The organism is Micromonospora purpureochromogenes (assembly GCF_900091515.1).
Lineage (GTDB): Bacteria > Actinomycetota > Actinomycetes > Mycobacteriales > Micromonosporaceae > Micromonospora > Micromonospora purpureochromogenes.
In genome coordinates, this window is sequence record NZ_LT607410.1 from 3,378,490 (window position 1) to 3,403,154 (window position 24,665).

At 73.4% G+C, this 24,665-nt stretch carries 21 protein-coding genes and 1 pseudogene; 16 read left to right on the forward strand and 6 right to left on the reverse strand.

The window, feature by feature from the left end; all coding sequences use genetic code 11:
- Nucleotides 1–35 precede the first annotated feature (35 nt).
- Nucleotides 36–1,298: a nucleotide sugar dehydrogenase gene (locus GA0074696_RS15650; protein WP_088961787.1), complete on the reverse strand. Its 1,263-nt coding sequence runs from the start codon at nt 1,296–1,298 to the stop codon at nt 36–38.
- A 104-nt stretch (nt 1,299–1,402) separates the two neighbouring features.
- Nucleotides 1,403–2,790: pseudogene (locus GA0074696_RS15655) on the reverse strand (protein kinase domain-containing protein).
- A 528-nt stretch (nt 2,791–3,318) separates the two neighbouring features.
- On the opposite strand from GA0074696_RS15655, the gene GA0074696_RS15660 reads away from it, so the two are divergent.
- The 10 genes from GA0074696_RS15660 to GA0074696_RS15705 all read left to right on the forward strand — a co-directional run bounded on the left by GA0074696_RS15660 (nt 3,319) and on the right by GA0074696_RS15705 (nt 11,103).
- Complete coding sequence (locus GA0074696_RS15660; protein WP_088961788.1) at nt 3,319–3,954, forward strand: RNA polymerase sigma factor; 636 nt, start codon at nt 3,319–3,321, stop codon at nt 3,952–3,954.
- Between the two features lie 16 nt (nt 3,955–3,970).
- Entirely contained in the window at nt 3,971–4,738 is a 768-nt protein-coding gene (locus GA0074696_RS15665) for a hypothetical protein (RefSeq protein ID WP_088961789.1), read from the forward strand.
- A gap of 152 nt (nt 4,739–4,890) precedes the next feature.
- Nucleotides 4,891–6,126 carry an ergothioneine biosynthesis glutamate--cysteine ligase EgtA gene (gene egtA, locus GA0074696_RS15670; RefSeq protein WP_088961790.1) on the forward strand — a complete coding sequence of 412 codons (1,236 nt, stop codon included), beginning with the start codon at nt 4,891–4,893 and terminating at the stop codon, nt 6,124–6,126.
- The gene (gene egtB, locus GA0074696_RS15675; protein ID WP_088961791.1) at nt 6,123–7,460 is read left to right on the forward strand and encodes an ergothioneine biosynthesis protein EgtB; all 1,338 of its coding nucleotides are present in this window, start codon (nt 6,123–6,125) and stop codon (nt 7,458–7,460) included. The genes egtA and egtB overlap by 4 nt, the downstream gene beginning before the upstream one ends.
- Before the next feature lie 16 nt (nt 7,461–7,476).
- Complete coding sequence (egtC, locus tag GA0074696_RS15680) at nt 7,477–8,223, forward strand: ergothioneine biosynthesis protein EgtC (RefSeq protein WP_088961792.1); 747 nt, start codon at nt 7,477–7,479, stop codon at nt 8,221–8,223.
- Nucleotides 8,224–8,282: 59 nt separating this feature from the next.
- On the forward strand, nt 8,283–9,248 hold the full coding sequence (gene egtD, locus GA0074696_RS15685; protein WP_088961793.1) for an L-histidine N(alpha)-methyltransferase: 966 nt from the start codon (nt 8,283–8,285) through the stop codon (nt 9,246–9,248).
- Between the two features lie 259 nt (nt 9,249–9,507).
- Entirely contained in the window at nt 9,508–10,092 is a 585-nt protein-coding gene (locus tag GA0074696_RS15690) for a TMEM165/GDT1 family protein (protein WP_088961794.1), read from the forward strand.
- A gap of 110 nt (nt 10,093–10,202) precedes the next feature.
- Nucleotides 10,203–10,577 carry a DUF1622 domain-containing protein gene (locus GA0074696_RS15695; protein ID WP_088961795.1) on the forward strand — a complete coding sequence of 125 codons (375 nt, stop codon included), beginning with the start codon at nt 10,203–10,205 and terminating at the stop codon, nt 10,575–10,577.
- Entirely contained in the window at nt 10,574–10,906 is a 333-nt protein-coding gene (locus GA0074696_RS15700; RefSeq protein WP_231925015.1) for a hypothetical protein, read from the forward strand. Before GA0074696_RS15695 ends, GA0074696_RS15700 begins: the two co-directional genes overlap by 4 nt.
- A complete protein-coding gene (locus GA0074696_RS15705) occupies nt 10,903–11,103 on the forward strand; it encodes a hypothetical protein (protein ID WP_088961796.1) in 201 nt (66 codons plus the stop codon). Before GA0074696_RS15700 ends, GA0074696_RS15705 begins: the two co-directional genes overlap by 4 nt.
- Nucleotides 11,104–11,171: 68 nt before the next feature.
- Here the strand turns inward: GA0074696_RS15705 and GA0074696_RS15710 are convergent, their stop codons facing one another.
- Nucleotides 11,172–13,028: a polysaccharide biosynthesis protein gene (locus GA0074696_RS15710; RefSeq protein ID WP_088961797.1), complete on the reverse strand. Its 1,857-nt coding sequence runs from the start codon at nt 13,026–13,028 to the stop codon at nt 11,172–11,174.
- A 186-nt stretch (nt 13,029–13,214) separates the two neighbouring features.
- Between GA0074696_RS15710 and GA0074696_RS15715 the strand changes: the two genes are divergently transcribed.
- From GA0074696_RS15715 to GA0074696_RS15730, 4 genes are all read left to right on the forward strand, one after another.
- Nucleotides 13,215–14,675: a polysaccharide biosynthesis tyrosine autokinase gene (locus GA0074696_RS15715; protein WP_088961798.1), complete on the forward strand. Its 1,461-nt coding sequence runs from the start codon at nt 13,215–13,217 to the stop codon at nt 14,673–14,675.
- Nucleotides 14,676–14,865: 190 nt separating this feature from the next.
- On the forward strand, nt 14,866–16,092 hold the full coding sequence (locus GA0074696_RS15720) for a glycosyltransferase family 4 protein (protein WP_088964597.1): 1,227 nt from the start codon (nt 14,866–14,868) through the stop codon (nt 16,090–16,092).
- 127 nt (nt 16,093–16,219) lie between these two features.
- Entirely contained in the window at nt 16,220–18,007 is a 1,788-nt protein-coding gene (locus GA0074696_RS15725; RefSeq protein ID WP_088964598.1) for a DUF4012 domain-containing protein, read from the forward strand.
- Nucleotides 18,008–18,019: 12 nt separating this feature from the next.
- Complete coding sequence (locus GA0074696_RS15730) at nt 18,020–18,631, forward strand: hypothetical protein (RefSeq protein ID WP_088961799.1); 612 nt, start codon at nt 18,020–18,022, stop codon at nt 18,629–18,631.
- A gap of 110 nt (nt 18,632–18,741) precedes the next feature.
- Here GA0074696_RS15730 and GA0074696_RS15735 read toward each other — a convergent pair whose 3' ends face one another.
- The gene (locus GA0074696_RS15735) at nt 18,742–19,536 is read right to left on the reverse strand and encodes a GNAT family N-acetyltransferase (RefSeq protein ID WP_088961800.1); all 795 of its coding nucleotides are present in this window, start codon (nt 19,534–19,536) and stop codon (nt 18,742–18,744) included.
- 137 nt (nt 19,537–19,673) lie between these two features.
- Here GA0074696_RS15735 and GA0074696_RS15740 point away from each other — a divergent pair, with 137 nt between their 5' ends.
- Nucleotides 19,674–20,660 (forward strand): DUF817 domain-containing protein, encoded by a 987-nt coding sequence (locus GA0074696_RS15740; protein WP_088964599.1) that lies wholly within the window; start codon nt 19,674–19,676, stop codon nt 20,658–20,660.
- A gap of 452 nt (nt 20,661–21,112) precedes the next feature.
- A complete protein-coding gene (locus tag GA0074696_RS15745; protein ID WP_088961801.1) occupies nt 21,113–21,700 on the forward strand; it encodes a hypothetical protein in 588 nt (195 codons plus the stop codon).
- A 69-nt stretch (nt 21,701–21,769) separates the two neighbouring features.
- Here the strand turns inward: GA0074696_RS15745 and GA0074696_RS15750 are convergent, their stop codons facing one another.
- Both GA0074696_RS15750 and gdhA read right to left on the reverse strand, forming a co-directional pair.
- Nucleotides 21,770–23,137 (reverse strand): alpha/beta hydrolase family protein, encoded by a 1,368-nt coding sequence (locus GA0074696_RS15750; RefSeq protein ID WP_088961802.1) that lies wholly within the window; start codon nt 23,135–23,137, stop codon nt 21,770–21,772.
- Nucleotides 23,138–23,307: 170 nt separating this feature from the next.
- Nucleotides 23,308–24,645 carry an NADP-specific glutamate dehydrogenase gene (gdhA, locus tag GA0074696_RS15755; protein WP_088961803.1) on the reverse strand — a complete coding sequence of 446 codons (1,338 nt, stop codon included), beginning with the start codon at nt 24,643–24,645 and terminating at the stop codon, nt 23,308–23,310.
- Nucleotides 24,646–24,665 lie beyond the last annotated feature (20 nt).

Below are 24,665 nucleotides of genomic sequence, written 5' to 3' on the forward strand. Positions count from 1 at the left end.
CCGGTCCCGGGCGGGACCGGCCACCACCGTACGGGTCAGAGCCGCTCCACCACCGCGCCCCGACAACGGTCGCGGGTGTCGAAGACGTACCGGGCGTGGCGGGTCACCAGGTCGTAGTCGAAGCTGTCGTGGTCGGTCACCACGACCACCGCGTCGGCCTCGGCGACCTCCCGCTCGGTCAGGTCGACCACGGTCACCCCGCCGGGGATGTGCTGCGGCTCGGCGTACGGCTCGACCGCGCGCACGTCGGCGCCGAGGTCGTTGAGCCGCCGGGCCACCTCCACCGCGGGGGAGTCGCGCATGTCGCCGGTGTTCTTCTTGTACGCCAGGCCCAGCAGCAGCAGCCGGGCCCCGTTCACCGAGCGGCCCACCCGGTTCAGCCCGGCCGTCACCCGCTGGGCCACGTGCTCGGGCATCTGGTGGTTGATGTCGTCGGCCAGCTCGATGAACCGGAACTGCCGGCCCATCGTCCGCTTCACCTGCCAGGACAGGTAGCACGGGTCGATCGGCAGGCAGTGCCCGCCCACCCCCGGACCGGGCCGGAACGGCATGAAGCCGAACGGCTTGGTGGAGGCGGCGTCGATCGCCTGCCAGACGTCGACCCCCAGGTGATGTGAGGCGATCGCCAGCTCGTTGATGAGGGCGATGTTGACCTGCCGGAAGGTGTTCTCGATCAGCTTGGTCAGCTCGGCGACCCGGGTCGAGTCCACCGGCACGGTCCGCTCCACCAGCCGCCGGTAGAAGTCGTCGACCCGGCGCAGCGAGGCGCCGTCGACGCCGGAGACCACCTTCGGGGTGTTCTCCAGCCGCCAGGTGCGGTTGCCCGGGTCGATCCGCTCCGGGCTGTAGCCGAGGTGGAAGTCGCCGGGGCTGCGCAGGCCGCTGGCCGACTCCAGCAGCGGCCGGAGCACGTCCTCGGTGGTCCCGGGGTAGGTGGTCGACTCCAGGACCACCGTGCAGCCGGCCCGGACGTACCGGCCGATGCCGTGGCCGGCCTGCTCGACGTAGCTGAGGTCGGGAGCGCCGTCACGCAGCGGGGTCGGGACGGTGATCACGCAGATGTCGAAGCCCTCGGCGTCGGTGTACTCCGTGCTCGGCCGGTAGCGGCCGCTGCCCAGCGCCCGGCCGAGCCGTTCGGCGGTGATGTCCTCGACGAACGACTCGCCGGTGGCGAGCCGCTTGACCCGGTCGGCGTCGACGTCGAGGCCGACCACGTCCAGCCCCGCCTCGACGGCACGCATCGCCAGTGGCAGACCGACGTACCCCTGACCGATGACGACCAGCTTCTCAACGCGCACGTTCGCTCCCGTGGCAGTAAGTGACTCCTGCCCGGGAGCTTAAGGCTTGTATGAGGTCTAAAGTCCGATTTTGCGGCTAATGGCAGCGGCGGTGTCGGATCCGGTCAGGTGCCGGCCGGCGGCGGGTCCTCGTCCGGCGGCGCGGTGGTGGTGGTCGGCGGGTCGGCCGGCGCGGTGGTGGTGGTCGGCGGGTCGCCCGGCGCGGTGGTGGTGGTCGGCGGGTTCGCCGGCGTGGTCGTCGGCGCCGAGGTCGGCTGCGGCTCGGCCGACCCGCTCGGCCCCGGCGACGGCGTCACCGTGACGGTGGCCGAGGGCCGGTTGCCCGGGTTCCAGGGGCGGTTCGGCCGGCTCGGCTGGTCCACGCCGGTCTCCTCAGGGCTCGCCGACGGTTCCCCCTCGTAGGTCGGTACCACCGCCGGCGAGGTGCTCTTGATGTTGGTCGCCCCGTCGCCGGTCTCCTTGGCCGCGCCGAGCGCCGCGCCCAGCGCGGTGAGCGCCACCAGCACCGCCGCGAGCGCGCCGACCAGTGAGCCGCGCCGACCGCGGGCCCGCGCCGGCGCCACGTGGCGGCCGTCGGGAGCACCGGCACGTCGCTCTGGGTGGTGGTCGCAGGGCCCGCCGCGCCGCGCAGCGCCGGGGGGACGAACGCGGTCGTCGCCGCGCCGTCGCTCAGCGCGGCCCGGGCCGCGGCGGCCATCTCGGCCCCGGTGGCGAACCGGTCGGCCGGGTCCTTGGCCAGGGCCCGCGACACCAGCGCCTGCACCGGCGCCGGGATCTCCTCCGGCAGCGCCGCCGGCTCGTCGTCCAGGTGCCGCACCGCGACCTGGAGCGGGTTGTCGCCGGTGAACGGCGGCTCGCCGGTGAGGCAGCAGTACGTGACCGCGCCGAGCGCGTAGATGTCGGTGGCGGCGGAGACGGGACGGCCGGACGCCTGCTCCGGCGCCATGTAGAGCGCCGTCCCCGGCACCGCGTTGGTGCTGGTGATGCTGGTGACGTTGGTGGAGCGGGCGACGCCGAAGTCGACCAGCACCACCGTGCCGTCCTCCTGCACCAGCAGGTTGCTGGGCTTCACGTCGCGGTGCACGATCCCGCCGGCGTGCGCGGCGTGCAGCGCCTGGGCGGCCTGCGCGACGATCGACATCGTCTCGGCGACGTCCAGGTGGCCGGCGGCCTCGATCCGCCGGGACAGCGGCTCGCCCTCGACGAACTCCATGACCAGGTAGTCGGCGCGCCCGCCGTCGTCGAGGCGGTCTTCGCCGCAGTCGAAGACCTGCACGATGCCCGGGTGGCGCAGGGCGGCCATGATCCGCGCCTCGGCGCGGAACCGGGCGATGAAGTCGGGGTCGGAGACCAGCGCCGGCAGCAGCACCTTCACCGCGACCTGGCGGCCCAGAACCAGGTCCGTGGCCCGCCAGACGTCGCCCATGCCGCCCGTGGCGACACGTTCGTCCAGGCGGTAGCGACCGCTGAGCACGACCTCCGATGACAACACCCGAATACCGTACCCAGAGGAGCGGAAAAGAACTCACGGCGATATCCCGGTCGGGTTCGGCACCGGGGCGGCGCCGGTACCAGCGCCACGACGGCCCGGCGAACGGGGGGTGACGGAACCCGGACTTACTGTCACAATGGCCGCAGGTGGCGGCGGCAAGCCGGACGTAACGCCCCACCGGGGACGCCCACACCGCTGTGACCTGCCCCGGGGCGTCGCGCCGCCGATTTCCGTCACGCGGACTCGCCGGTAGTTCAGCTAGATATTTCTCACTGTTTTCCCACCAGGCGGCGACTTGTCCACCTGTCCATCGACTCCTACCGTTAGCGCGACTCGGGCCAGCCCATGGCGCCGGTGCGGCATTCGGCCGACCGCCGTATTGTCGCGGCGTGTGTCAGACATGCCGCCCGGCCGCTCGGCAGGGTGCGATGGGGTCAGCGGGGGGCTGTTGGTGCGCGAGGGGGTTCGGCTGCCGCACCGGAGGTGCGTCACGCTCGGCCTGCCGGTCACGGCGGGGGCGGCGGACGCATGACCGGTGAGCTGAGCGAGGCGGTGGCCGCGGCGCAGGCCGGCGACGAGGAGGCCTTCCGCTTCCTGTACCGCAGCCTCCAGCCGGGCCTGTTGCGGTATCTCACCGCTCTCGTCGGCGCCGACGCCGAGGACGTCGCCTCGGAGACCTGGTTGCAGATCTCCCGCGACCTGCCCAGCTTCACCGGCGGGGAGTTCCGGGCCTGGACGGTGACCATCGCCCGGAACCGGGCGATGGACCACCTGCGCCGCCAGCGTCGCCGTCCCTCGCTGCCGGTGCCGGTGCAGGCGTTGAGCGAACTGGCCGGGGACGCCGACACGGCCGAACGGGCCGGCGAGACCATCGGTACGGAGGCCGCGCTGGCCCTGATCGCGACGCTGCCGCCCCGGGAGGCCGAGGCCGTGCTGCTGCGGGCGGTGATCGGGCTGGACGCCGAGACCGCCGGTCGGGTGCTCGGGCGTCGCCCGGGTGCCGTCCGTACCGCCGCGCACCGCGGCCTGCGCCGGCTCGCCGCGCTGCTGGAACGTCAGGACCTGCCCCAACCGTCCGGTGGCGACGAGCGGACCGGCCCGCCCCACCCGCGGCGGGGCCGGCAGACGCCGAGCACGTCCCACGCCGAGCCGGCGGACGGATGACGTGAGGGGAAACTGGATGAACTTCCGCCGCTCCGACGGCGTCGAGCGGCCCGCCGACCGGGCCGAGGCCGAGCGGCTGCTCGACGCCGCCCGGTCCGCCGACATGCCGCCCGCCGGTGACGAGCCGCTGGCCCGACTGCTCTCCGCCGCGGCCGCCCCGGCCCGCCCGGGTGAGCTGGCCGGCGAGGAGGCCGCGCTGGCCGCGTTCCGGGCCGCCCGCGCGGCGGGCGCGTCCGCTCCGGCGCCCGCGCCGCCGTCCCGGCGCCGGCGACGGGTGACCACGGGCGTGGTCGCCTGGGTCGCCGGCATCGCCGCCACCGCCACGGCCGGCGCCGCCTTCGCCGCGGTCACCCTCGACCGCGGCGACGAGCCGGCCCCGGCGCCCCGGCCGCCTACCTCCGTGCCGGGCGGATCCGGTTCCGATCCGGCGGCGCCGTCCTCGTCCGGTGGCGGGCCGACGACCGGCGCACCCGGTGCCGGCCCCTCCGCCGCATCCCCGGAGCCCGGCGCCTCCGGCAAGCCGGCCTCTGAGGGGAGGCTGGCGGGGCAGTGCCGGGCGTACCTGGCGAAGCCGGCTGCGCAGCGCGAGAAGGCGCTGCGCAGCCCCACGTTCGCCGATCTGGTGGCCGCTGCCGGCGGTGCGGGCAAGGTCGAGGCGTACTGCCGGGAGCTGCTTCCGGAGCAGGCCCCGGAGGCGGACGAATCGCCGACGGCGAAGCCGTCCCGCTCACCCGCGGCCCCGGCCGTGCCCACCCCGGACGCCCGCCCAAGTCGGAATAATTAGTCGAAAAGGTTTCACAGAAATTTCTTCCCGCCCGGGGCCACGGATTCCATCTGCTAGACAGAAGATGGTGAGACGCGGCGGCCGGCCGATCACGGTCGATGCCGCCCGCGCCGGCAGTGCCGCCGGATCCCCGGTCGGGAGGAGACCATCTCGTGGTGACGTCCCCGGAGCTCCACCGGACGACCGTGCTCGGCGAGAAGGCCGCCGCGGCGGCCCACCTGGGCCGGATCTGCTTCAAGACCGGGCCACCGGTCTACACGGGCGTCGAACTGGAATGGACCGTGCACGACGCCGCCGACCCCGCTCGACCGGTTGACCGGGAGCGGCTGCGGGCGGCGCTGGGGCGGCACAGCCCCGTCACCCTGGACGACACCAGCCCCGCCCAGCCGCTCCGGCACGGCAGCAGCGTGACCGTGGAGCCCGGCGGGCAGGTGGAGGTGTCCACCGCGCCCCGACCGTCGGTCGCCGCGCTGATCCTGGCCACCGAGGCCGACGTGGCCGAGCTGAGAGCGCTGCTGGAGCGCGCCGGGCTGGTGCTCGGCCGCAGCGGCATCGACCCGTGGCGGGCCCCGCAGCCGGTGGTCGAGACCTCCCGCTACCGCGCGATGCGCTGCGTCTTCGATCGCCGGGGCCCCGCCGGGCGGACCATGATGTACAGCACCGCCGGCCTTCAGGTCTGCCTGGACGCGGGCGAACCGGCCGAGCTGGCCGCCCGCTGGGCCACCGTGCACATGGTCGGGCCGCCGCTGGTCGCCGCGTTCGCCACCGCCGACCGGCACGCCGGCCGGCGGACCGGCTGGGCGTCCGCGCGGATGGCCGCCTGGCTGGGTATCGACCCGGCCCGCACCCGGCCGGTCTGGTCGCCACGGCGGCCCGACGAGGATCCGGTCGCCGCCTGGACGGAGTACGCGCTGGCCGCGCCCCTGCTCTGCGTGCGCCACGACGGCCCGGACTGGACCCCGCCACCGGGGATCACCTTCGCCGACTGGATCGACGGGGCGCTGCCCCGCCCGCCGACCACGGACGACCTCGAATACCACGTCAGCACGCTGTTCCCGCCGGTCCGCCCGCGGGGCTACCTGGAGGTGCGCTACCTGGACGCCCAGCCCGGTCCGGGCTGGATCCTCCCGCTCGCCGTGCTGACCGCGCTGCTCGACCGCGCCGACACCGCGCGGTCCGCCCGCGCGATCGCCGCGCCGGTGGCCGACCGCTGGCACGCCGCCGCCCGGTACGGCCTGGCCGACCCGCCGCTGGCCGCGGCGGCCACCGCCCTGCTCGACCTGGCGCTGGAGGCGCTGCACCGGCTGGACCTGCCGCCGGGCACCCACGACGAGACGAGCCGAGGAATCCGGCGGCGACGGGCCGCCGCGGAGAGGGGGCACCGATGACCACCACCGAACAGCCGGACACGCAGGCGGAGGTGCTGCGCAGCCGGATCGTGGCGGAGCTGGAGCGGTCCCGGGCCCGTACCGCCCTGCTCACCGAGGCGGTGGACGACGACGACCTGACCCGCCAGCACTCCCCGCTGATGTCCCCGCTGGTCTGGGACCTCGCTCACGTGGGCAACCAGGAGGAGCTCTGGCTGGTGCGCGACGTCGGCGGGCGCGAGCCGGTCCGCCACGACATCGACGACCTGTACGACGCGTTCAAGCAGCCCCGCAAGGACCGTCCGTCGCTGCCGCTGCTGCCTCCCGCCGAGGCGCGCGCCTACGTGTCGACGGTCCGGGACAAGGTGTTCGACCTGCTGGACGGCATCCGGTTCAGCGACCGTCCGCTGGTCGCGGAGGGCTTCGCCTTCGGGATGATCGTGCAGCACGAGCAGCAGCACGACGAGACGATGCTCGCCACCCACCAGCTGCGCGCCGGGCCCGCGGTCCTGGACGCGCCCTCGCCGCCCGAGCCCCGGGCGCGGGTCGAAGACGAGGTGCTGGTGCCGGCGGGCCCGTTCACCATGGGCACCTCCACCGACCCGTGGGCGCTGGACAACGAGCGCCCCGCGCACACCGTCGAGCTGCCCGCGTACGTCATCGACGCCGCGCCGGTCACCAACGGTCGGTACCGCGAGTTCATCGCCGCCGGCGGGTACGACGACCCGCGCTGGTGGAGCGGGCCGGGCTGGCGGCACCGCACCGAGGCGGGACTGACCGCGCCGATGCACTGGCGGCGCGACGGCGACGGCTGGGCGTACCGGCGGTTCGGGCGGTGGTCACCGGTCCGCGACGACGAGCCGGTGGTGCACGTGTGCTGGTACGAGGCGGAGGCCTTCGCGGCCTGGGCGGGACGGCGGCTGCCCACCGAGGCGGAGTGGGAGAAGGCGGCCCGCTGGGACCCGGGCACCGGCCGCTCCCGCCGGTACCCGTGGGGCGACGAGGACCCGACCGGCGAGCACGCCAACCTGGGGCAGCGGCACCTGTGGCCGGCGCCGGTGGGCGCCTACCCGGCGGGCGCCTCGCCGCTGGGCGTGCACCAGCTGATCGGCGACGTCTGGGAGTGGACGTCGAGCACCTTCCGGGGCCACCCCGGGTTCACGGCCTTCCCCTACCGGGAGTATTCCGAGGTGTTCTTCGGCGACGACTACCGGGTGCTGCGCGGCGGCTCGTTCGGCACCGACCGGGCGGCCTGCCGGGGCACGTTCCGCAACTGGGACTACCCGATCCGGCGGCAGATCTTCAGCGGCTTCCGCTGCGCCCGCGACGCCCGGCCCGAGGAGGCGCACGGGTGATCGGCGGCCCCGCCTGATGTGCCGGCACCTGGGCTACCTCGGGCCCCCGCTGAGCCTGCGCGCCCTGCTGTACGACCCGCCGGACTCGCTGGTCCGGCAGTCCTGGGCACCCCGGGACATGCGCGGCGGCGGGACCGTCAACGCCGACGGCTTCGGCGTCGGGTGGTACCCCGGCGAGGGCGATCCGGTGCGCTACCGGCGGGCCCAGCCCATCTGGAGCGACGTGACGCTGCCGGCGCTGGCCGGGGTGACCCTCGCCGGCGCGGTGCTGGCCGCCGTCCGCTCCGGCACCGTCGGCATGCCCGTGCAGGAGTCCGCCGCCGCGCCGTTCGCCGAGGGCCGGTGGCTGTTCAGCCACAACGGTGTCGTGCGGGGCTGGCCCGACGCGCTGGTGCCGCTCGCCGACACCCTGCCCGTCCGTGACCTGCTCACCCTCGACGCCCCGACCGACTCCGCCCTGCTCTGGGCGCTGGTCCGGCACCGGTTGCGGGCCGGCGCTGACCCGGCGGAGGCGGTCGCGGAGACGGTCGCGGAGGTGACGGAGGCCGCGCCCGGGTCACGGCTGAACCTGCTGCTCACCGACGGCCGGACGATGGTGGCCACCGCGGCGGGGCACGCGATGTCCGTCCTCGCGACGCCGGACTCGGTGCTGCTGGCCTCCGAGCCGCACGACGACGACCCGGGCTGGCGGTCGTTGCCGGACCGGCACCTGGTGGTGGCGACCTCGACCTCGGTGCGCGTGCGCGCCCTGGCGGGAGGGTGACGCCGCAGCAGGGTCGCGGGTGGAGACAGGGACGTTCGCCGAAGGAGAAGGGACACCTCATGAGCGCGGAGCCGTTGGAGATCTACCTCGAGGACCAGGACCTGGGGCGCAGCCTGCGGGAGGACGTACGGGCCGGGCTGACCGCCGAGGAGAAGTGGCTGCCACCGAAGTGGTTCTACGACGCCCGGGGCAGCGAGCTGTTCGAGGAGATCACCCGGCTGCCCGAGTACTACCCGACCCGGGCGGAGCGGGCCGTGCTGGCCGAGCGGGCCGCCGACATCGCCGAGCTGACCGGCGCGAAGACGCTGATCGAGCTGGGCTCGGGTTCGTCGGAGAAGACCCGGCTGCTGTTGGACGCCTTCACCCGCCGGGGCGGGCTCGGCACCTTCGTGCCGCTGGACGTGTCGGTCAGCGCGCTGCGCCAGTCCACCGAGCAGATCGCCACCGACTACCCGGGTCTGCGGGTACGCGGCATCGTCGGCGACTTCACCCGCCAGCTCGACCGGCTGCCCACCGGTGGGCGGCGGCTGGTGGTCTTCCTCGGCGGCACCATCGGCAACCTGCTGCCGGTCGAACGGGCCGCGTTCCTGTCCGCGATGCGCGCGACGTTGGAGGCGGGCGACTGGCTGCTCATCGGCACCGACCTGGTCAAGGACCCGGCGGTGATCGTCCCGGCGTACGACGACGCGGCCGGGGTCACCGCCGAGTTCAACCGCAACGTGCTGCGGGTGGTCAACCGGGAGCTGGGCGCGGACTTCGACCCGGCGGCGTTCACCCACGTGGCGCGCTGGGACCCGGACCGGGAGTGGATCGAGATGCGGCTGCGGGCCGACCGGGCGATGCGGGTCCGGGTGCTGGACCTGACGGTCGACTTCGCCGCGGGCGAGGAGCTGCGCACGGAGGTGTCGGCGAAGTTCCGGCCGGAGGGGATCGCCCGGGAGCTGGCGGCGGCCGGCTTCACCGTACGCCAGTTCTGGACCGACCCGGACGGCCTGTTCGGGGTGAACCTGGCCCGGGCCGACTGACCGGCGGCCCGCGGGGCGACCTCGACGGCCCGGCGCGCGGTGACCTGCGGCACCCGTCGGGGCGGGCGGCCGGCGTGATCGGCTAGGGTGAGGGCGCGAAGGGGAGTAGCCCCCAATGTCGTGGTCGACACACTGGTGCGTTTCGCATCCGGCCACGCGGCCCCACCCCGGTGGGGCGGGCGAGACCTTCGACTCAGGCTGTAGCAGCCGGGTCGAGGGCGCCCCTGTACCTCCTCCCGGCATGATCGGGAAGGTTCTCATGGACGGTTTTCTTGCCGCGCTGGTGATCAGCTTCGGCGTCATCTTCGTCGCCGAGCTGGGGGACAAGTCCCAGCTGATGGCGTTGACCTTCGCCACCCGCTTCAAGCCGGTCCCGGTGCTGATCGGCATCACCGTCGCCACCGCGATCGTCCACCTGGCCTCGGTGGCCATCGGCTACGGGCTCAACGCGGCCCTGCCCACCGGCTGGATCTCGCTGATCGCCGGCCTGGCGTTCCTCGCCTTCGGCGTCTGGACGCTGCGCGGGGACAAGCTCACCGAGGAGGAGAAGCGCAAGGCGGAGAAGACCGGCAAGTCGGCCGTCATCGCGGTCGGTGTCGCGTTCTTCCTGGCCGAGCTGGGCGACAAGACGATGCTCGCCACCATCACGCTGGCCACCAAGTACGGCTGGTTCGGCACCTGGCTCGGCTCGACGCTGGGCATGGTGGCCGCCGACGCGCTGGCCATCCTGGTGGGCCGGATGCTGGGCCGGCACCTGCCGGAGAAGGCCATCCGGTACGGCGCCGCCGTGCTCTTCGCCATCTGCGGTCTCTGGCTGATCCTGGAGGCGGTCGACCAGCTCTGACCCGGCACAGACTGGGCCGTGTCTCCCGGATCGCCGCCTGGGTCCGTCGCAGGCCGGCGAAGATCCGGGAGACACGGCCTAGCGCCGCCGGGGGCGGGTAACGCCCCCGGGTGGACCTGGACGAGATCCTGCGCCAAGGCGACCGCATCGCGGTGACCGTGGTGGAGATCGTCGGGGCGGTGGTGATCTTCGTCGGTGCGCTCTGGGCGGCGCTGCGGATCGTGGTCGAGGGACTGCGACACCGCACCGCCGCCGTCTTCACCCCGATCCGGCTCTCCCTCGGCCGGTTCCTCGCGCTCGGTCTGGAGTTCCAGCTCGCCGCGGACATCCTGCGTACCGCCGTGTCCCCGACGTTCGACCAGATCGGGCAGCTGGCGGCCATCGCGACCATCCGGACGGCGCTGAACTACTTCCTGCGCCGGGAGATCGCCCAGGAACAGCGGCAGGTCGGCGAAACCGGGGCGGACCAGGGGAGGACGACGTGAGGGAGGCGCTCGCCAGCGTGGCGACCGCCCTCGCGCTGGGCGCCGGGGCGGTCGTCCTGCTCACCGCCCGGTCCTGGCGTACTGCGCTGCGGGTGCTGCTGGACCTGCTCGTCGCCGCCAGTCTGCTCCGGCTCGCAGCGGAGAGCGGCTGGATGGCGCTGGCGACCGCCGCGGCGGTCATCCTGCTGCGCCAGCTCCTCTGGGCCGGGCTCGCCGCCGGCCCGCCCGCCCCGGCACCGACTATCGCCGCCGCGCTGCGGGTAAGGCGATCACGGCCTACCGTGAGCGGCAGGACGCAAAGCGAACATAGCGGGAGGATAACCCCATGAGCAGGCATGACGAGCCCAACGAGTACGGCTTCGCCGGTGGCGCCACCGCTCCCGAGCCGCCGCCGGGTGGCCGGGTCGACGAGCAGGACCGCGCCGAGGCGGTCGCCGTGCCGGGCGACGACCTGACCGAGCCGTTCGCCGACGCGCTGGAGGAGACCGAGGGCGAGGACGGGGAGCGGGCCCGCGAGCGACGCTGATCGCGGCGTACATCCTGACGCCGCCGCGGCGGCGGGCCCCACCGGGCTCCGCCGCCGCGGCGTCCTGGTCAGCGGGGTGAGGGCAGCATCGCGGACCGCACGGGCAGGTCCTCGCAGTACGCCGCCATCCACTTGATCAGCTCGTCCGCGTCGGCGTACGGGTCGAGCCCGCGGACGTCCTCTGGGCGCAGCGAGGGCACCCGCACGTGCGAGATGAGCGGGTGCAGCGGCCGGCTGTCGACCTCGTCGACGCCGAACAGGTCCTCGTGCAGCTTCTCGCCGGGGCGCAGCCCGGTGAAGACGATCTCCGTCGGCCGGTCCGCCTCGGCGGCGAGCCGGCGCGCCACGTCGGCGATGCGCACCGGCTCGCCCATGTCGAGCACCAGCGCCTCCCCGCCGCGCCCGATGGTCGCCGCCTGGAGCACCAGGTGCACCGCCTCCTGCACGGTCATGAAGTAGCGGGTCACCTCGGGATGGGTCACCGTGATCGGCAACCCCGCCTCGACCTGCGCCTGGAACGCGGTCAGCACCGAGCCGCGGCTGCTGAGCACGTTGCCGAAGCGCACGCTGAGGAACGCCCCGCCGACCTGCTCGGCGTAGTGGGCGGTCAGCCGCTCGGTGATCCGCTTCGAGTAGCCGAGCACGCTGACCGGGTTGGCCGCCTTGTCGGTGGAGATGTTGACGAACTCGCTCACGTCCCGGCACGCCTCCAGCACGTTCAGGGTGCCGCGGACGTTGGTCTTGACCGCCTCCCCCGGGTGCCGTTGCAGCAGCGTCAGGTGCTTGAGGGCGGCGGCGTGGAAGACGATGTCCGGCTGCCGGTCGGCGACGATCCGCGCGATGCCGTCGGCGTCGCGGATGTCGGCGAGGATGAGCTCCGGCCCGTCCAGCAGCGCCCGGCCGTGCAGCGACATCTGCAGGGCGTGCAGGGCCGACTCGTCCCGGTCCAGCATCATCAGCTCGCCCGGCTCGCAGCGGGCGATCTGCCGGCACAGCTCCGAGCCGATCGAACCGCCCGCCCCGGTGACCAGCACCCGCCGGCCGGCCAGGCCGTTGCGCTCGATCATCAGCTCGGCCACCCGCTGCGCCCGGCCCAGCAGGTCGGTGAGTTGCAGGTCCCGTACGTCGGTGGCCCGCACCGGCCGGTCGAGCAGCTCCCGGACCGGGGGGAGCACCTTGAAGGCGGCGCCGGCCTGCAAGGTGCGCCGCCGTACGTCGCGCATCAGCTCCGCGTCCGAGCCGTCGATCGAGAAGATGACCGTGGTGGCCCCGGTGCGGTGTACCGCCTGCTCGATCTGTTCACGGCCGCCCAGCACCCGGAGTCCCTCCAGGCGCAGCCCCTGCCGCTCGGGGTCGTCGTCGAGCAGGCCGACCGGCAGGTAGCTGCCGCCCGGGTCGCCGACCAGCACCCGTACGAGGCGTTCGCTCGCGGCGTCGACGCCGTAGATCAGGGCCCGCTCCGCGCCCCGGACCGGGCGGTCGTCGCGGTCGCGCCGCCACCGGTAGCCGGCCCGCCCGCCGGCCATCACCAGCAGAGCCACCGCCCCGCCGGTCACCGGGACGCTGGCGGGCACCGGCCGTTCGGTGAGCGTCGCCAGGGCGGCCAGCATCACGGCGGCGGCGAGCAGGGTGGTCAGGGCCAGGTCACGCGCCTCGCCGATGCTGCCGATCGGGTGGCGGCCACGGGCGGTGGAGCGCACCTGCTCGATGGCGGCGTGGACGACCGCACACACGCCGGCGGCGGCCAGCGCGAGGGCGCACTGCCGGGGCGTGAGGCCGAATTCGTACCTGGCCCAGGCGGCGACCAGAAATCCGGCGCACCATGCGCCCGTGTCGAGCGTTAGCAGAGACAGGGTCTTCGCACGTCGGGTGACCCAGTCACGTCGCGGGATGTTCGTGCCGGCCGGGGAGGCTGCATCGTCCATTGGTGTCCTCTGCGTTTGTTGCCTGATTGCGAGGATTCAGGGCTCTGGGGATGTTCGATGGCATACATTCGTTTGGTCGCGTCACGGCTTGCTTGCGGCGAATAGATCCTGTCATGCCGTTTGGGAAGTATTGGGGGATTTCGTGCAGTTTCACCGGCTAGTTGTCCCGGCGGAACGGAGAGCGTGATGGACGTACGCACCTGCCTGCGCCTGATCCGCCGACACTGGTGGATCGTCCTGGTCACGCTGATGGTGGCGGTCGGCTCGGCCGCCCTCATCACCGTTCGCACGCCGCCCCGGTACGTGGCCTCCGTGACCTTCTTCGTGACCATGCCGAGCCAGGGCGTCACCGACGCCTACCAGGGCGGGCTCTTCCTCCAGCAACGGGTGAAGTCCTACGCGGACCTGCTGCGCAGCGACCGCCTCGCGCAGAGCGTGGTGGCCGAGACGCAGGTCGGCCTCACCGCCGACGACGTGCAGCGCCGCCTCAGCACCTCTACCGAGACCGGCACCGTGCTGCTGCGCGCCACCGTCACCGACACGGATCAGACCCGGGCGATGAAGGTGACCGAGACGCTCGCGGCGAAGTTCGTGGAGCTGGTGCAGAAGGTCGAGACGCCGGCCGAGGGGCGGGCCGCTCCCATCAAGATCGAGGTGGTCAGTGGTCCCCGGGTGAGTTCGAGCCCGGTCACGCCGCAGCCCACCCGCAACCTGATCGTCGGCGGCCTGGTCGGTCTGCTGCTCGGCGCCGCGCTGGCCGTGCTGCGCGGGCTGCTCGACGTCCGGATGCGCGACGCCGCCGGGCTGCAACGGGTCACCGGCAGCCCGCTGCTGGGCGAGATCCCGTTCGAGGCCGGCGCGAAGGCGGCGCCGCTGATCGTCGGCGACGCGGCGACCTCCGCGCGGGCCGAGGCGGTCCGCAAGCTGCGGACCAACCTGCGGTTCGTGGATGTGCACGAGCCCGCCCGGGTCATCGCGGTCACCAGCGCGCTGCAGGGCGAGGGCAAGACGACCCTCTCCTGCAACCTGGCCATCGCGCTGGCCGAGGCGGGCTGGCGGGTGCTCCTGGTCGACGCCGACCTGCGCCGGCCGAAGGTCGCCGACTACCTGGGCCTCGACGGCGGTGTCGGCCTGACCGACGTGCTGGTCGGCGACGTCCAGGTCGGTGACGTGGTGCAGCGCTGGGGTGACAAGTCCCTGCTGGTGCTCCCGAGCGGGTCGGCGCCGCCGAACCCGAGCGAGCTGCTCGGCTCCAAGGCGATGGCGGACCTGCTGCTCGCGCTGCGCGAGTCGGCGGACATCGTGATCATCGACACCGCGCCGCTGCTGGCCGTCACCGACGGCGTGGTCGTGGCGGTGCAGGCCGACGGTGCGCTGCTGGTCACCCAGCAGGGGCGTACCTCGCGGACCCAGGTCGCCGCAGCGGCGCGGTCGCTGCACTCGGTCTCGGTGCGCCTGCTCGGTTGCGTGCTGAACATGACCAAGGTGGCCAAGGCCGACGCCTACCAGTACGAGGCGTACCGGATCGCCACCACCGGCAAGACGAAGGTTCCCGCGGACCGGGCGCCGGCGGCCCGCCACGGCGAGTCGAACGGGTTCGACGGGGTCACCGATCGCACGCAGGAACTCACCCGGCTGCGCCGATGAGCGTCACCGCTGGTCGTACGGCCGGCCGACCGCCGTTGAAAGCACCGGGATCTTCCGCGCCGGGGGCGGCTGGTTGCCGCCGTCCCCGGGCGCGGGCGGCGGCCGGCAGCACGGCGCGCCACGGCGTGTCGACCCGCTCCGGCAGCGGGTCGGCCGCCCCGCCGAGTTCACCGCCGAGGGGGACCCGCTGATGAGGGTCGGCATCCTGTCGTACCACTTCCCGCCCGAGCCGGCCTTCATCCCGGGCAGCCTTGCCGAGGAACTGGCCGCCCGGGGGCACGAGGTGCGGGTGCTGACCGGCTTCCCGGACTATCCCGGCGGGCACGTCTATCCGGGCTGGCGGCAGCGCTGGCGGCACCTGACCCGCAGCGAGCGGCTGACCGTACGACGGGTGCCCCGCTACGCCGGCGGGGACGGCTCCACCGGCGCCCGGATGGCCAGTCACCTCTCCTTCGCGGGCAGCGTGGCGATGGTCGGGCGCCGCTACCTGGCCGACGTGGACGTGCTCTACGTCTTCCAGCTGCCCGCGACGACGTTCGCCACCGCCGCGCTGCTGCGGATGCTCGGCCGGGTGCCCACGGTGCTGCACGTGCAGGACCTCTGGCCGGAGGAGGAGGTGGCCGCCGACGGCGCGCAGCGGCAGCGCGGGCCGGGACGGCTCGCCACCACCATGCGCCGGGTGCTGCGCGAGGCGGACGCCCTGGCGGTCACCGCGCCGTCCATGCGGGACCTGGTGCTCGCCGACGGCGTCGACCCGGACCGGGTGCGGGTGGTGCTCAACTGGACCGACGAGCGGATCTTCCAGCCGGTCCGGCCCAGCCGCGCCGCGCAGGGAATCGTCCGACGCGACGGCCGGTGCGTGGTGATGCACGCCGGCACGATCGGGGTACGGCAGGGGCTGGAGACGGCGGTGCGCGCGGCGGCGGCGCTGGACGGCCGGATGGACCTGGTGCTGGTGGGCTCGGGCGCGGAGGAGCGGCGGGTGCGGGGGCTCGCCGCCGAACTGCGGGCGGAGAACGTCCGCTTCGTGGAGCGCCGTTCGCCGCTGGACATGCCCGAGCTGTACGCGGCCGCCGACTACCAGCTGGTCATGCTCCGCGACCTGCCCGAGCTGCGCGGCACGGTGCCCGGCAAGTTGCAGGCCGCGTTGGCCTGCGCCGCACCGGTGATCGCCTCGGCCGGCGGGGACACCGCGGAGCTGGTGGAGCGGGCCCGGGCCGGGTTGTCCTGCCCGCCCGAGGACTGGGCCACGCTGGCCGACCGGTTCTGGCTCGCCTCGACCATCCCGGCCGCCGCGCGCTCGGAGATGGGGCGGCGGGGGCGCGAGACGTACCTGCGGGAAATGTCGCTGCGGGCGGGTGTGGACCGGGTCGAGGACCTGCTCAACCAGGTGGCCCTGGCCCGCCGCGGCCGCTGAGCACTCGAACGAACCTCGCAGAACACTTTTTAGGGCGGCAAAGCGGCGAAAACCGCAGGTCTGCCTCGTTGTTCATGCTAGAAAACGATGAATCGTCATTAGTGTCCGTTTCTGAGTGGAGACCGGTGTGACCGAGAGCGGTGTGTCGCGTCGCGGCCGCAGGCGCCTGCGGCGACGGACCAGGGCACGCATCCGGCGGGCGCTGCTCGTCGGACTCGTGGTCGGGTCCCTGCTCCTGGCCGGCTCCGGATGGGTCGCCTTCCGAGGCTGGCAGGCGCGGGCCCACCTGCTCAACGCCGCCGGTCTCGCCCGGGAGTTGAGCGCCCAGATCGTCGGCGGGGACGCCGCGCGGGCCCAGCGCACCCTCGCCGCGCTCCAGGAGCAGGCCGGGGCGGCCCGGGACGCCACCGGCGACCCGGGCTGGTGGCTGGGGCAGCGCTCCCCGTACGCCGGTGACGACCTGGGAGCGGTACGCCAGATCGCGATCGCCATCGACGACCTCGCCCGGCGCGCGTTCCCCACGCTGGTGCGTACCGACCTCGCCACCCTGGTGCCGACGGAGGGGCGGCTGGACGTGGCGCGGCTGCGGGCCGTCTCGACCGAGTTGGCCGACGTGAACGCCGCGGTGCGGGAGACCCGTACCCGGCTCGACGCGGTGCCGACCACCGACCTGGTCGGACAGGTACGCACGGCGCTGACCGACCTGCGGGCGGAGATCGACCGGCTGGCCGGCCTGACCGGAGCGGCCGACCAGGGGGCGAAGGTGCTCCCGGCGCTGCTCGGGGCCGACGGGCGCCGCACCTACCTGCTGGTCTCGCAGAACCCGGCGGAGCTGCGCGCCACCGGCGGGATGCTCGGGGCGTACGCGGTGATCCGCGCCGACAACGGCCGGGTCGAGATCGTGACCCAGGGCAGTGCGGTGGACCTGCGGCGGTTCGATCCGCCCGTCGCCACGCTCCCGGCCGAGATGCGCCGGCTCTACACCGACCTGCCCGCGATCTATCCGGCGGACGTCAACCTGACCCCGCACTTCCCGACCGCGGCGAAGCTCTACCGGGAGATGGTCCGGCTCCGTACCGGCACCACCGTGGACGGTGTGCTGGCGGTCGATCCGGTGGCGCTGTCGTATCTGCTCACCGCGACCGGCCCGGTCGCCGTGCCGGGCGGGCCGAAGCTCGCCGCCGACACGGTCGTGCGCACGTTGCTCTCGGACACCTACCGGAGCATGGGCCTGAAGGAGCAGGACGCGTACTACGCGGCAGCAGCAGCCGCCGTCTTCGACGCGTTTCTGGCCGCGAAAGTCAACCCAAAGGCTGTTTTGTCCGCTTTTGACCGCTCTATAGCGGAAAGAAGGATATTGTTCTGGAGTGCCCGGTCAGGGGAACAGCGCATCTTCGGCGAAGGCCGGGTGAGCGGGATCCTGCCCGAGCGCGAGACGGTGCCCAGCGTGGGGGTGTTCCTCAACGACGGCAGCGGCGCGAAGCTCGGCTACTACCTGAAGCCGACGGCGCAACTGACCGTCGGTGAGTGCCAGGGCGAGGGACGCCGTCAGCTGCGCCTGCGCTTCAGCCTGCGTTCCTCGGCGCCGACGTCCGGCCTGAACAGGTCGGTGCTCGGCGCCGGGAAGGCCGGCGACCCGTACACCATCCGCACGTTGGTGTACATCTTCAGCCCCGCCGGGGGCGCCGTGATGGGCGCCCGGATCGACGGGGCGGACGCTGCCCTGGGCAGCGGCACCGAGCGGCGCCGGCAGGTGGGCGTGGCGAACGTCGAGGTCCCGCCCGGGGCCACCCGGACCCTCGACGTCGACCTGCTGACCGGCAGGAACACGGCCGGTACGCCCGAGCTCTGGCTCACCCCCACAGCCACCCCATGGACCACCCAAGTTGTATCCGCACCAAGCTGCAACCAGTAGGAGGAGACCACCATGCGGCTATCCCGCATCATCATGGCGCTCACGGCCGGCCTGGCCGTCGTGCTGGCGCCGACGGCGGCGGGGGCGGCGCAGCCGCAGCCGGCCCCGGACTACCCGCCTCAGCCGCCGGCCCTGACGGCGAGCCCGACGACGGTTGTCGTCGGCGAGGTCATCGTGCTCACCGGCACCGGCTTCGGGCCCAACGAGATTGTCGACATCGACGTGACCGTGGCACCCCTCGCCGCCTCCGTCCCGGGTCAGCCGGCGCGCCGCAGCGACGGCAGCACCGTCGCGATGGCGGCGGTCGCCTACCCGCAGCCGGCCCCGCGGCACTTCACCGCGCACACCAACGCGGCGGGCCGATTCATCAAGCACTACCGGCCGACCGAGGTCGGCCAGCTCACCTTCACCGCGACCGGCCGGGAGTCCGGCCGGACGGCCAGCGTGACCGTCACGGTGCTGCCGAAGAAGAGGCACGGCGGGGGGAATCTCCCCGTCACCGGTGACAGCATGGGCACCCCGCTCAAGGTCGGCGGCGGTCTCGTCGGCGCGGGGGCGGTCCTGATGCTGGGCAGCCTGGTGTGGCGCCGGCGCAACCGCTTCGGCATGGGGTCGACACGCTGATCCCGTACGCCGGGCAGGGCCCGGAACAGTGAGGACGGGCGCCCGCCGGAGGATTCCGGCGGGCGCCCGCACGTGTTCCGGCGCTCCCGACCACCTGCCGGTGCGCTCGGTCAGGGCCGGGCGTCCGGCGCCCCGTCGTCGGCCGGCAGTGGCACCGTGAGCACCCGGGCCACCTGGCGGAAGCCGGCCTCGTCGTACATCCGGCGGGCCGGGTTGCCGTCGGCCACCGACAAGCCCACCCGGGGCAGCCCCGCCGCGCGCGCCCCGCGCAACGCGTGGCCGAGCAGCGCCCGCCCCAGCCCCCGCCGCTGCGCCGCCGGCGCCACCCCGAGGTTGAGGATCCAGGCGCAGACGTCCTCGGTCCACGGCACCGGCCCGGCGGCGAGGACGTGACCGGCGCTGCGCCCGTCCGGACCGACCACCCGCGCCGAGGCCGGGAGCAGCGGCGCGACCGGCTCGGCCCGCTCGAACATCCCGCGCACCTCGGCGGTGTCGCTCGGTTGCCACCGCCCGTCCGGGTGGTCCGGCCCGTACGCCGCCGCCAGCCCCTCGGCCAGGTCGTCGTCCCACCCGGCGGATGCCCAGGACCAGCCGCCGGGCAGCGGCACCGGCTCCGGTACCTCGGTCAGGTCGTGCCGCATGTCCGTGGCGGCCCTGCTCAGCGTCAGGCCGCCGGCGACCAGCGCGCCGGCCAGGGCGTCGTCCGGCGTCTCCAGTCGCGCGCCGGCGAGGTCCCGACGCAGCTGGGCGGCGAGCACCCGCACGTCCGCTCCCGGCAGCGGTGTCACCTCCCCGGCCACGCGTTCACCGTCGTCGTCGCGCAGCCGCAGCCGGGCCAGCGGCGTGCCGTCGTCGGTGCTCAGCAGGTGTCCGGGGGATGCTCCGGGGTCCGGGTGCAGCGGCATCCCCGCACCGTAGTGGCGGGATGGGCGCCTTCTCCACCGGGTTCTCCGTGGCGCCGGCTGACCGCGCCAGGCGGGAATCCTCCGCTCCCACCCCGCCGCTGCCGGCCGAGCTGCGCCGGCACGATAGCGTCGCGGCGATGCGTACCCCTTCCGGACCGGCCGCTCTGACCGCGGCGGAGCGTGCGATCGATGCCCGCTTCCGCGCGATCCTGGCCCGGCTGCCCCGGCGCGGACCGGCCGGCTGGCTGACCGAGTTCGCGGTCTTCGGGCTCAAACAGGCCTGGGCGTGCGTGTTCGGTGGGGCGATGCTGGCGGTCATCTTCGCGGCGCATCTGTGGTACCCGGAGGACGCCCCGTTCGCCCGCAACGACTTCCTGACCCTGGCCGCGGTCGTCATCCAGATCGCGATGGTGGCCGGACGCCTGGAAACCCTGCGCGAACTGCGGGTGGTGGTGCTGTTCCACCTCGTCGGCACGGCGATGGAGCTGTTCAAGACGCACATCGGCTCGTGGTCCTACGCGCCCGACGGGGTCCTGCGGCTCGGAGCGGTGCCGCTGTTCAGCGGGTTCATGTATGCCGCGGTCGGCTCCTACATGGTCCGGGTCAACCGGCTGTTCGACCTGCGTTTCGTGCGCTATCCGAGGCGCTGGGTGACGGCTGCCGTGGCCGCCGCGATCTATGCCAACTTCTTCACCAACCACTACGTCCGGGACGTGCGATGGCTGCTCGTCGCCGTCGTCGCCCTGGTGTTCGGGCGCTGTGTCATGCAGTTCCGCATCTTCCGGTTCCGGTGGCGCATGCCGCTCCTGCTGGCCTTCTTCCTCGTCGCCGTCTTCATCTGGCTCGCGGAGAACATCGCCACCTGGTCGCATGCCTGGCTGTACCCCAGCCAGTTGGGCGGTTGGCACCCGGTGTCGGCGACCAAGCTCGCGTCGTGGTTCCTTCTTATGATCATCTCGGTGGTGCTGGTCACCTGGATCTCGCCGCCGCAACCGCCCGACGACCTGCAGTCGGCCGCAACGGTGGACGCCGACGTGGCCGAGCTTCCCCCGGTGTCCCCGACGACAGGCGGACCGCGGAACATCGCCACGGACCTGGCCGGTCACGGGCGGCACGAGAGGTAAGCCGGCCTGTCCCTTACCGGGCGCGTTCGGGACGCGTGGGCGTCGCCTGCGGCCTCGTCGTCGCGGACCGTGATGTCCGGCGTCGCGCCTGGTGTCCGGATCCGTTCATAGCCGGTGTCCGGTATCCGGGGTGACCGTGCGCGCTGTCCCGTGACCGGCGGCACCCCGGCGACGGAATGGTGGCGGGGCCGGTGTCGTTACATCCTCCGTACGACCACAGCAGCAACCCCGCTGGCCTGGCCAGATGATGTGGCCGGCGCGGGATGCGGGCCCCCGGAATGATGGCGGGCAGCCGGTCGTTACACATGGTCCCGGCGCCACGAGCCCCCGCTCGCGATGACCTGCCGGGCAGAGACTTTTCCCCTGTGATCTTTTGAGCGCCCTGTCGTGGTGCCTGCGCGCGTGCTCGACCCCCGTCGAGTCGTGGCGCCAACCCCCGAAGGAGCTACCCCATGAACACGATGATGCGTAAGAGCGTTCTCGGTATCGCTGGTCTGGCCGTCGCCGGTGGTCTTGCCGCCGGTCCGCTGAACCACGGCACCACCGACACGATCGACACCCGGGCCGCCGCCGTCGCAGTGCAGGCCGACAAGGTCGACAAGAGCAAGCTGATCCCGCACGGTGTGCAGGGCAACCAGTCCCGCATCGACCTGGGCGACGAGCAGACCGACAACGTCAAGGCGATCATCGCCGCGACGAAGAAGTCGGGCATGGACGAGCGGGCCGCCGTGGTCGCCATCGCGACCAGCCTGCAGGAGTCGAAGCTGGAGAACCTGGGTCACCTGGGTGAGCGCAACGACCACGACTCGCAGGGCCTGTTCCAGCAGCGCCCGTCCTCGGGTTGGGGCACCGTTGAGCAGATCACCGACCCGGAGTACAGCACCATGGCGTTCCTCAAGGGCCTCAAGCAGGTCGACGGCTGGCAGGACATGCCGCTGACCGGGGCCGCCCAGACCGTGCAGGTCTCGGCCTACCCGGACCACTACGCGCAGTGGGAGCGGCAGGCTGCCGACCTGGTCGCCGAGCACTGGAACAGCTGACCGCACCTGAACGACACGCTGGCCGGCACCCCCGAGCGGGGTGCCGGCCAGCGGCGTGTCCGGGTCCGGTCAGGGGCACGCGGAGTAGAGGCGACGGGTGCCCACGCCGGCGACGTACGCGGCCCGGTCGCTGAACCGGCAGCCGAAGTCCGCCGCCGCGACCGTCTTCGGGTCGGCGACCGCGTCACCGCCGGGGCGGGTACCGGTGCGTACCCAGGACACCAGGTCTTCCCAGGCGGCGCCGGCCTCGGTCGGGGTGAACTCGCAGTGCTGGCTGGCCCGGATGGCCCGCTGTACGACCAGCCGGCTGCGGCCGTGCCACGCCGCGTCCCGGGCGTACGCCTGCTCCATCGAGAACGGCACGAACAGGTCACCCAGGTCGTGCAGGCTGAGCACCGGGGCGGTGGGCCGCCCGGCGATCCGCGGCACCTCGGTCAGCGTGGGGGAGAGCCGCTGCCGGACGTTCTCCGGCGCGACCCGCTGGACGGCGGCGTTGACGTCCACCGGCGTGTTCGGGGTGTAGCGGGTGAGCAGGTTGGTGGCGAGCTGCCCCGGCCGCTGGGCGGGGGAGTCGCCGCCGTTGGTGGTGCTGATTCCGAAGAGGAAGTCCTTCCAGACCGCGAAGGCCCGGTCAGCGCCCGGACGCGGGCCGCCGGAACGGTTGATGACGATCTCCCGGAACTGCTTGCCACGCTCGTTGGTGGTGTCCGGCCCGGTCGGGGTGAGCCCGGCGAGGCCGAGCGCCACCTGGATCCGCGGCACCGCGTTGGTCAGGTAGTCCGCCGGCGTGGGGTAGGCGGGCACCCCGGCGAGGGCCTGGGCGACCAGGTTGTAGTCGAGGAAGAAGTCGAGCAACTGGTGGTCGCCCAGGACGCCGCACATCGGCAGCGCCCCGTCGTAGTAGCCGGGGTACTGCTCCAGGGAGCGGCCGATGATGTAGCCGCCCATCGACACCCCGGTCAGGTACGTCCGGTGTGGGCGCCGCACGGTGCCGGCGAAGAGGTCGGCCAGCTCCCGGGTGCTGACCACACCGGAGCGGATGTCGAAGCCGTTGGTGGTGTACGACGACGCCGCCCAGGCGTACCCCTGGTCCAGCAGGCGTTGCCGCAGGCCGTAGTTGGGGGTCTCCGGGGAGAGCACGGTGGTCTGGCCCCGGTAGCCGTGCGCCCACATCACCAGCTCGCCGTTCCACGCCGGCGGGATCTCGATGATGTAGCCGGCGTGCCGGTGCACGCCCTGCCGGACGGTCGACGGGGTGCCCCGCACGTCGAGCGGCGCGAGCGGCGGATTGCTGATGGTGTAGCCGGGCAGCGGCTGCGAGCCGTCGTCGCCGGGATCGGCGGCGGCGGGCGCCGCGCCGGCCAGCCCGACGGTCAGGGCGAGGGTGGCGCCGGCGGCGAGCAGGCGGCGGACGAGTCGGGTGGATGAGGACAGCATCGATGCTCCCCCGGGGACGGTGCCGCCCGAGTGCGCGGGCGGCCAGGCGGGACGGTGCCTACCGGCCGGTAGCGTCCTGAAGCTAGGCCCCGCCGTCGAGCGCTGTCAATGCCCTCCTGACCGAACGGTCAGCCGACACCGACTGACCGCCCGGTCAGGGGCGACCCGGCTCAGACCAGGCCGTGTGCGAGCATCGCCTCGGCGACCCGGCGGAAGCCGTTGATGTTGGCGCCGGCCACGTAGTCGCCGGGCAGGCCGTACTCCTCCGCGGTGGCCCAGCAGCGGGCATGGATGTCCCGCATGGTCTCCCGCAACCGCTGCTCCGACTGGGCGAACGTCCACGAGTCCCGGCTGGCGTTCTGCTGCATCTCCAACGCGCTCACCGCCACGCCGCCGGCGTTGGCCGCCTTGCCCGGCGCGAACCTCACCCCGGCCCGGCCGAGGATCCGCACCGCCTCCGGGGTGGTCGGCATGTTCGCCCCCTCGACCACCGCCACGCAGCCGCCGGCGAGCAGCGCCGCGGCCTCCGCGCCGCCGATCTCGTTCTGCGTCGCGCAGGGCAGGGCCAGGTCGCAGGGCACCTCCCAGACGGTACGGCCGGCGACCGCCACCGCGTGCGGCACGTGCCGTACGTAGTCGTCCAGCCGGACCCGGCGCTGCTCCTTCAACTCCCGCAACAGCTCCAGGTCGATGCCCTTCTCGTCCAGTACGTAGCCGTCCGAGTCGGAGCAGGCCACCACCGTCCCGCCGAGCTGGTGCACCTTCTCGATCGCGTACGTCGCCACGTTGCCCGAGCCGGAGACGACCACCCGCTTGCCGTCCAGGCTGTCCCCGGTCTGCGCGAGCATCTCCTCGGCGAAGAACACCGCGCCGTACCCGGTCGCCTCGGTGCGCACCTGCGCACCCCCGTACGACAGGCCCTTGCCGGTCAGCACCCCCGACTCGTACCGGTTGGTGATCCGCTTGTACTGCCCGAACAGGTAGCCGATCTCCCGGCTGCCCACCCCGATGTCTCCGGCGGGCACGTCGGTCTGCTCGCCGATGTGCCGGTACAGCTCGGTCATGAAGCTCTGGCAGAAGCGCATCACCTCGCGGTCCGAGCGGCCCTTCGGGTCGAAGTCCGCGCCGCCCTTGCCGCCGCCGATCGGCAGGCCGGTCAGCGCGTTCTTGAAGATCTGCTCGAAGCCGAGGAACTTGACGATTCCCAGGTAGACCGACGGGTGAAAGCGCAGGCCGCCCTTGAACGGGCCGAGCGCGCTGTTGAACTCCACCCGGAAGCCCCGGTTGACCCGGACCCGGCCGTGGTCGTCCTCCCACGGCACCCGGAAGATGACCTGCCGCTCCGGCTCGCAGATCCGCTCGATGATCCGCGCCCGCGCGTACTCGGGGTGACGGGCCAGGGCGGGGCCGATGCTCTCCAGCACCTCCCGTACCGCCTGGTGGAACTCCGGTTCGCCCGGGTTCCGGCTGACCACACTGGCGAACACCGACTCGACGGCCTCCGGCATCACACCGCACGTCCCTTCCG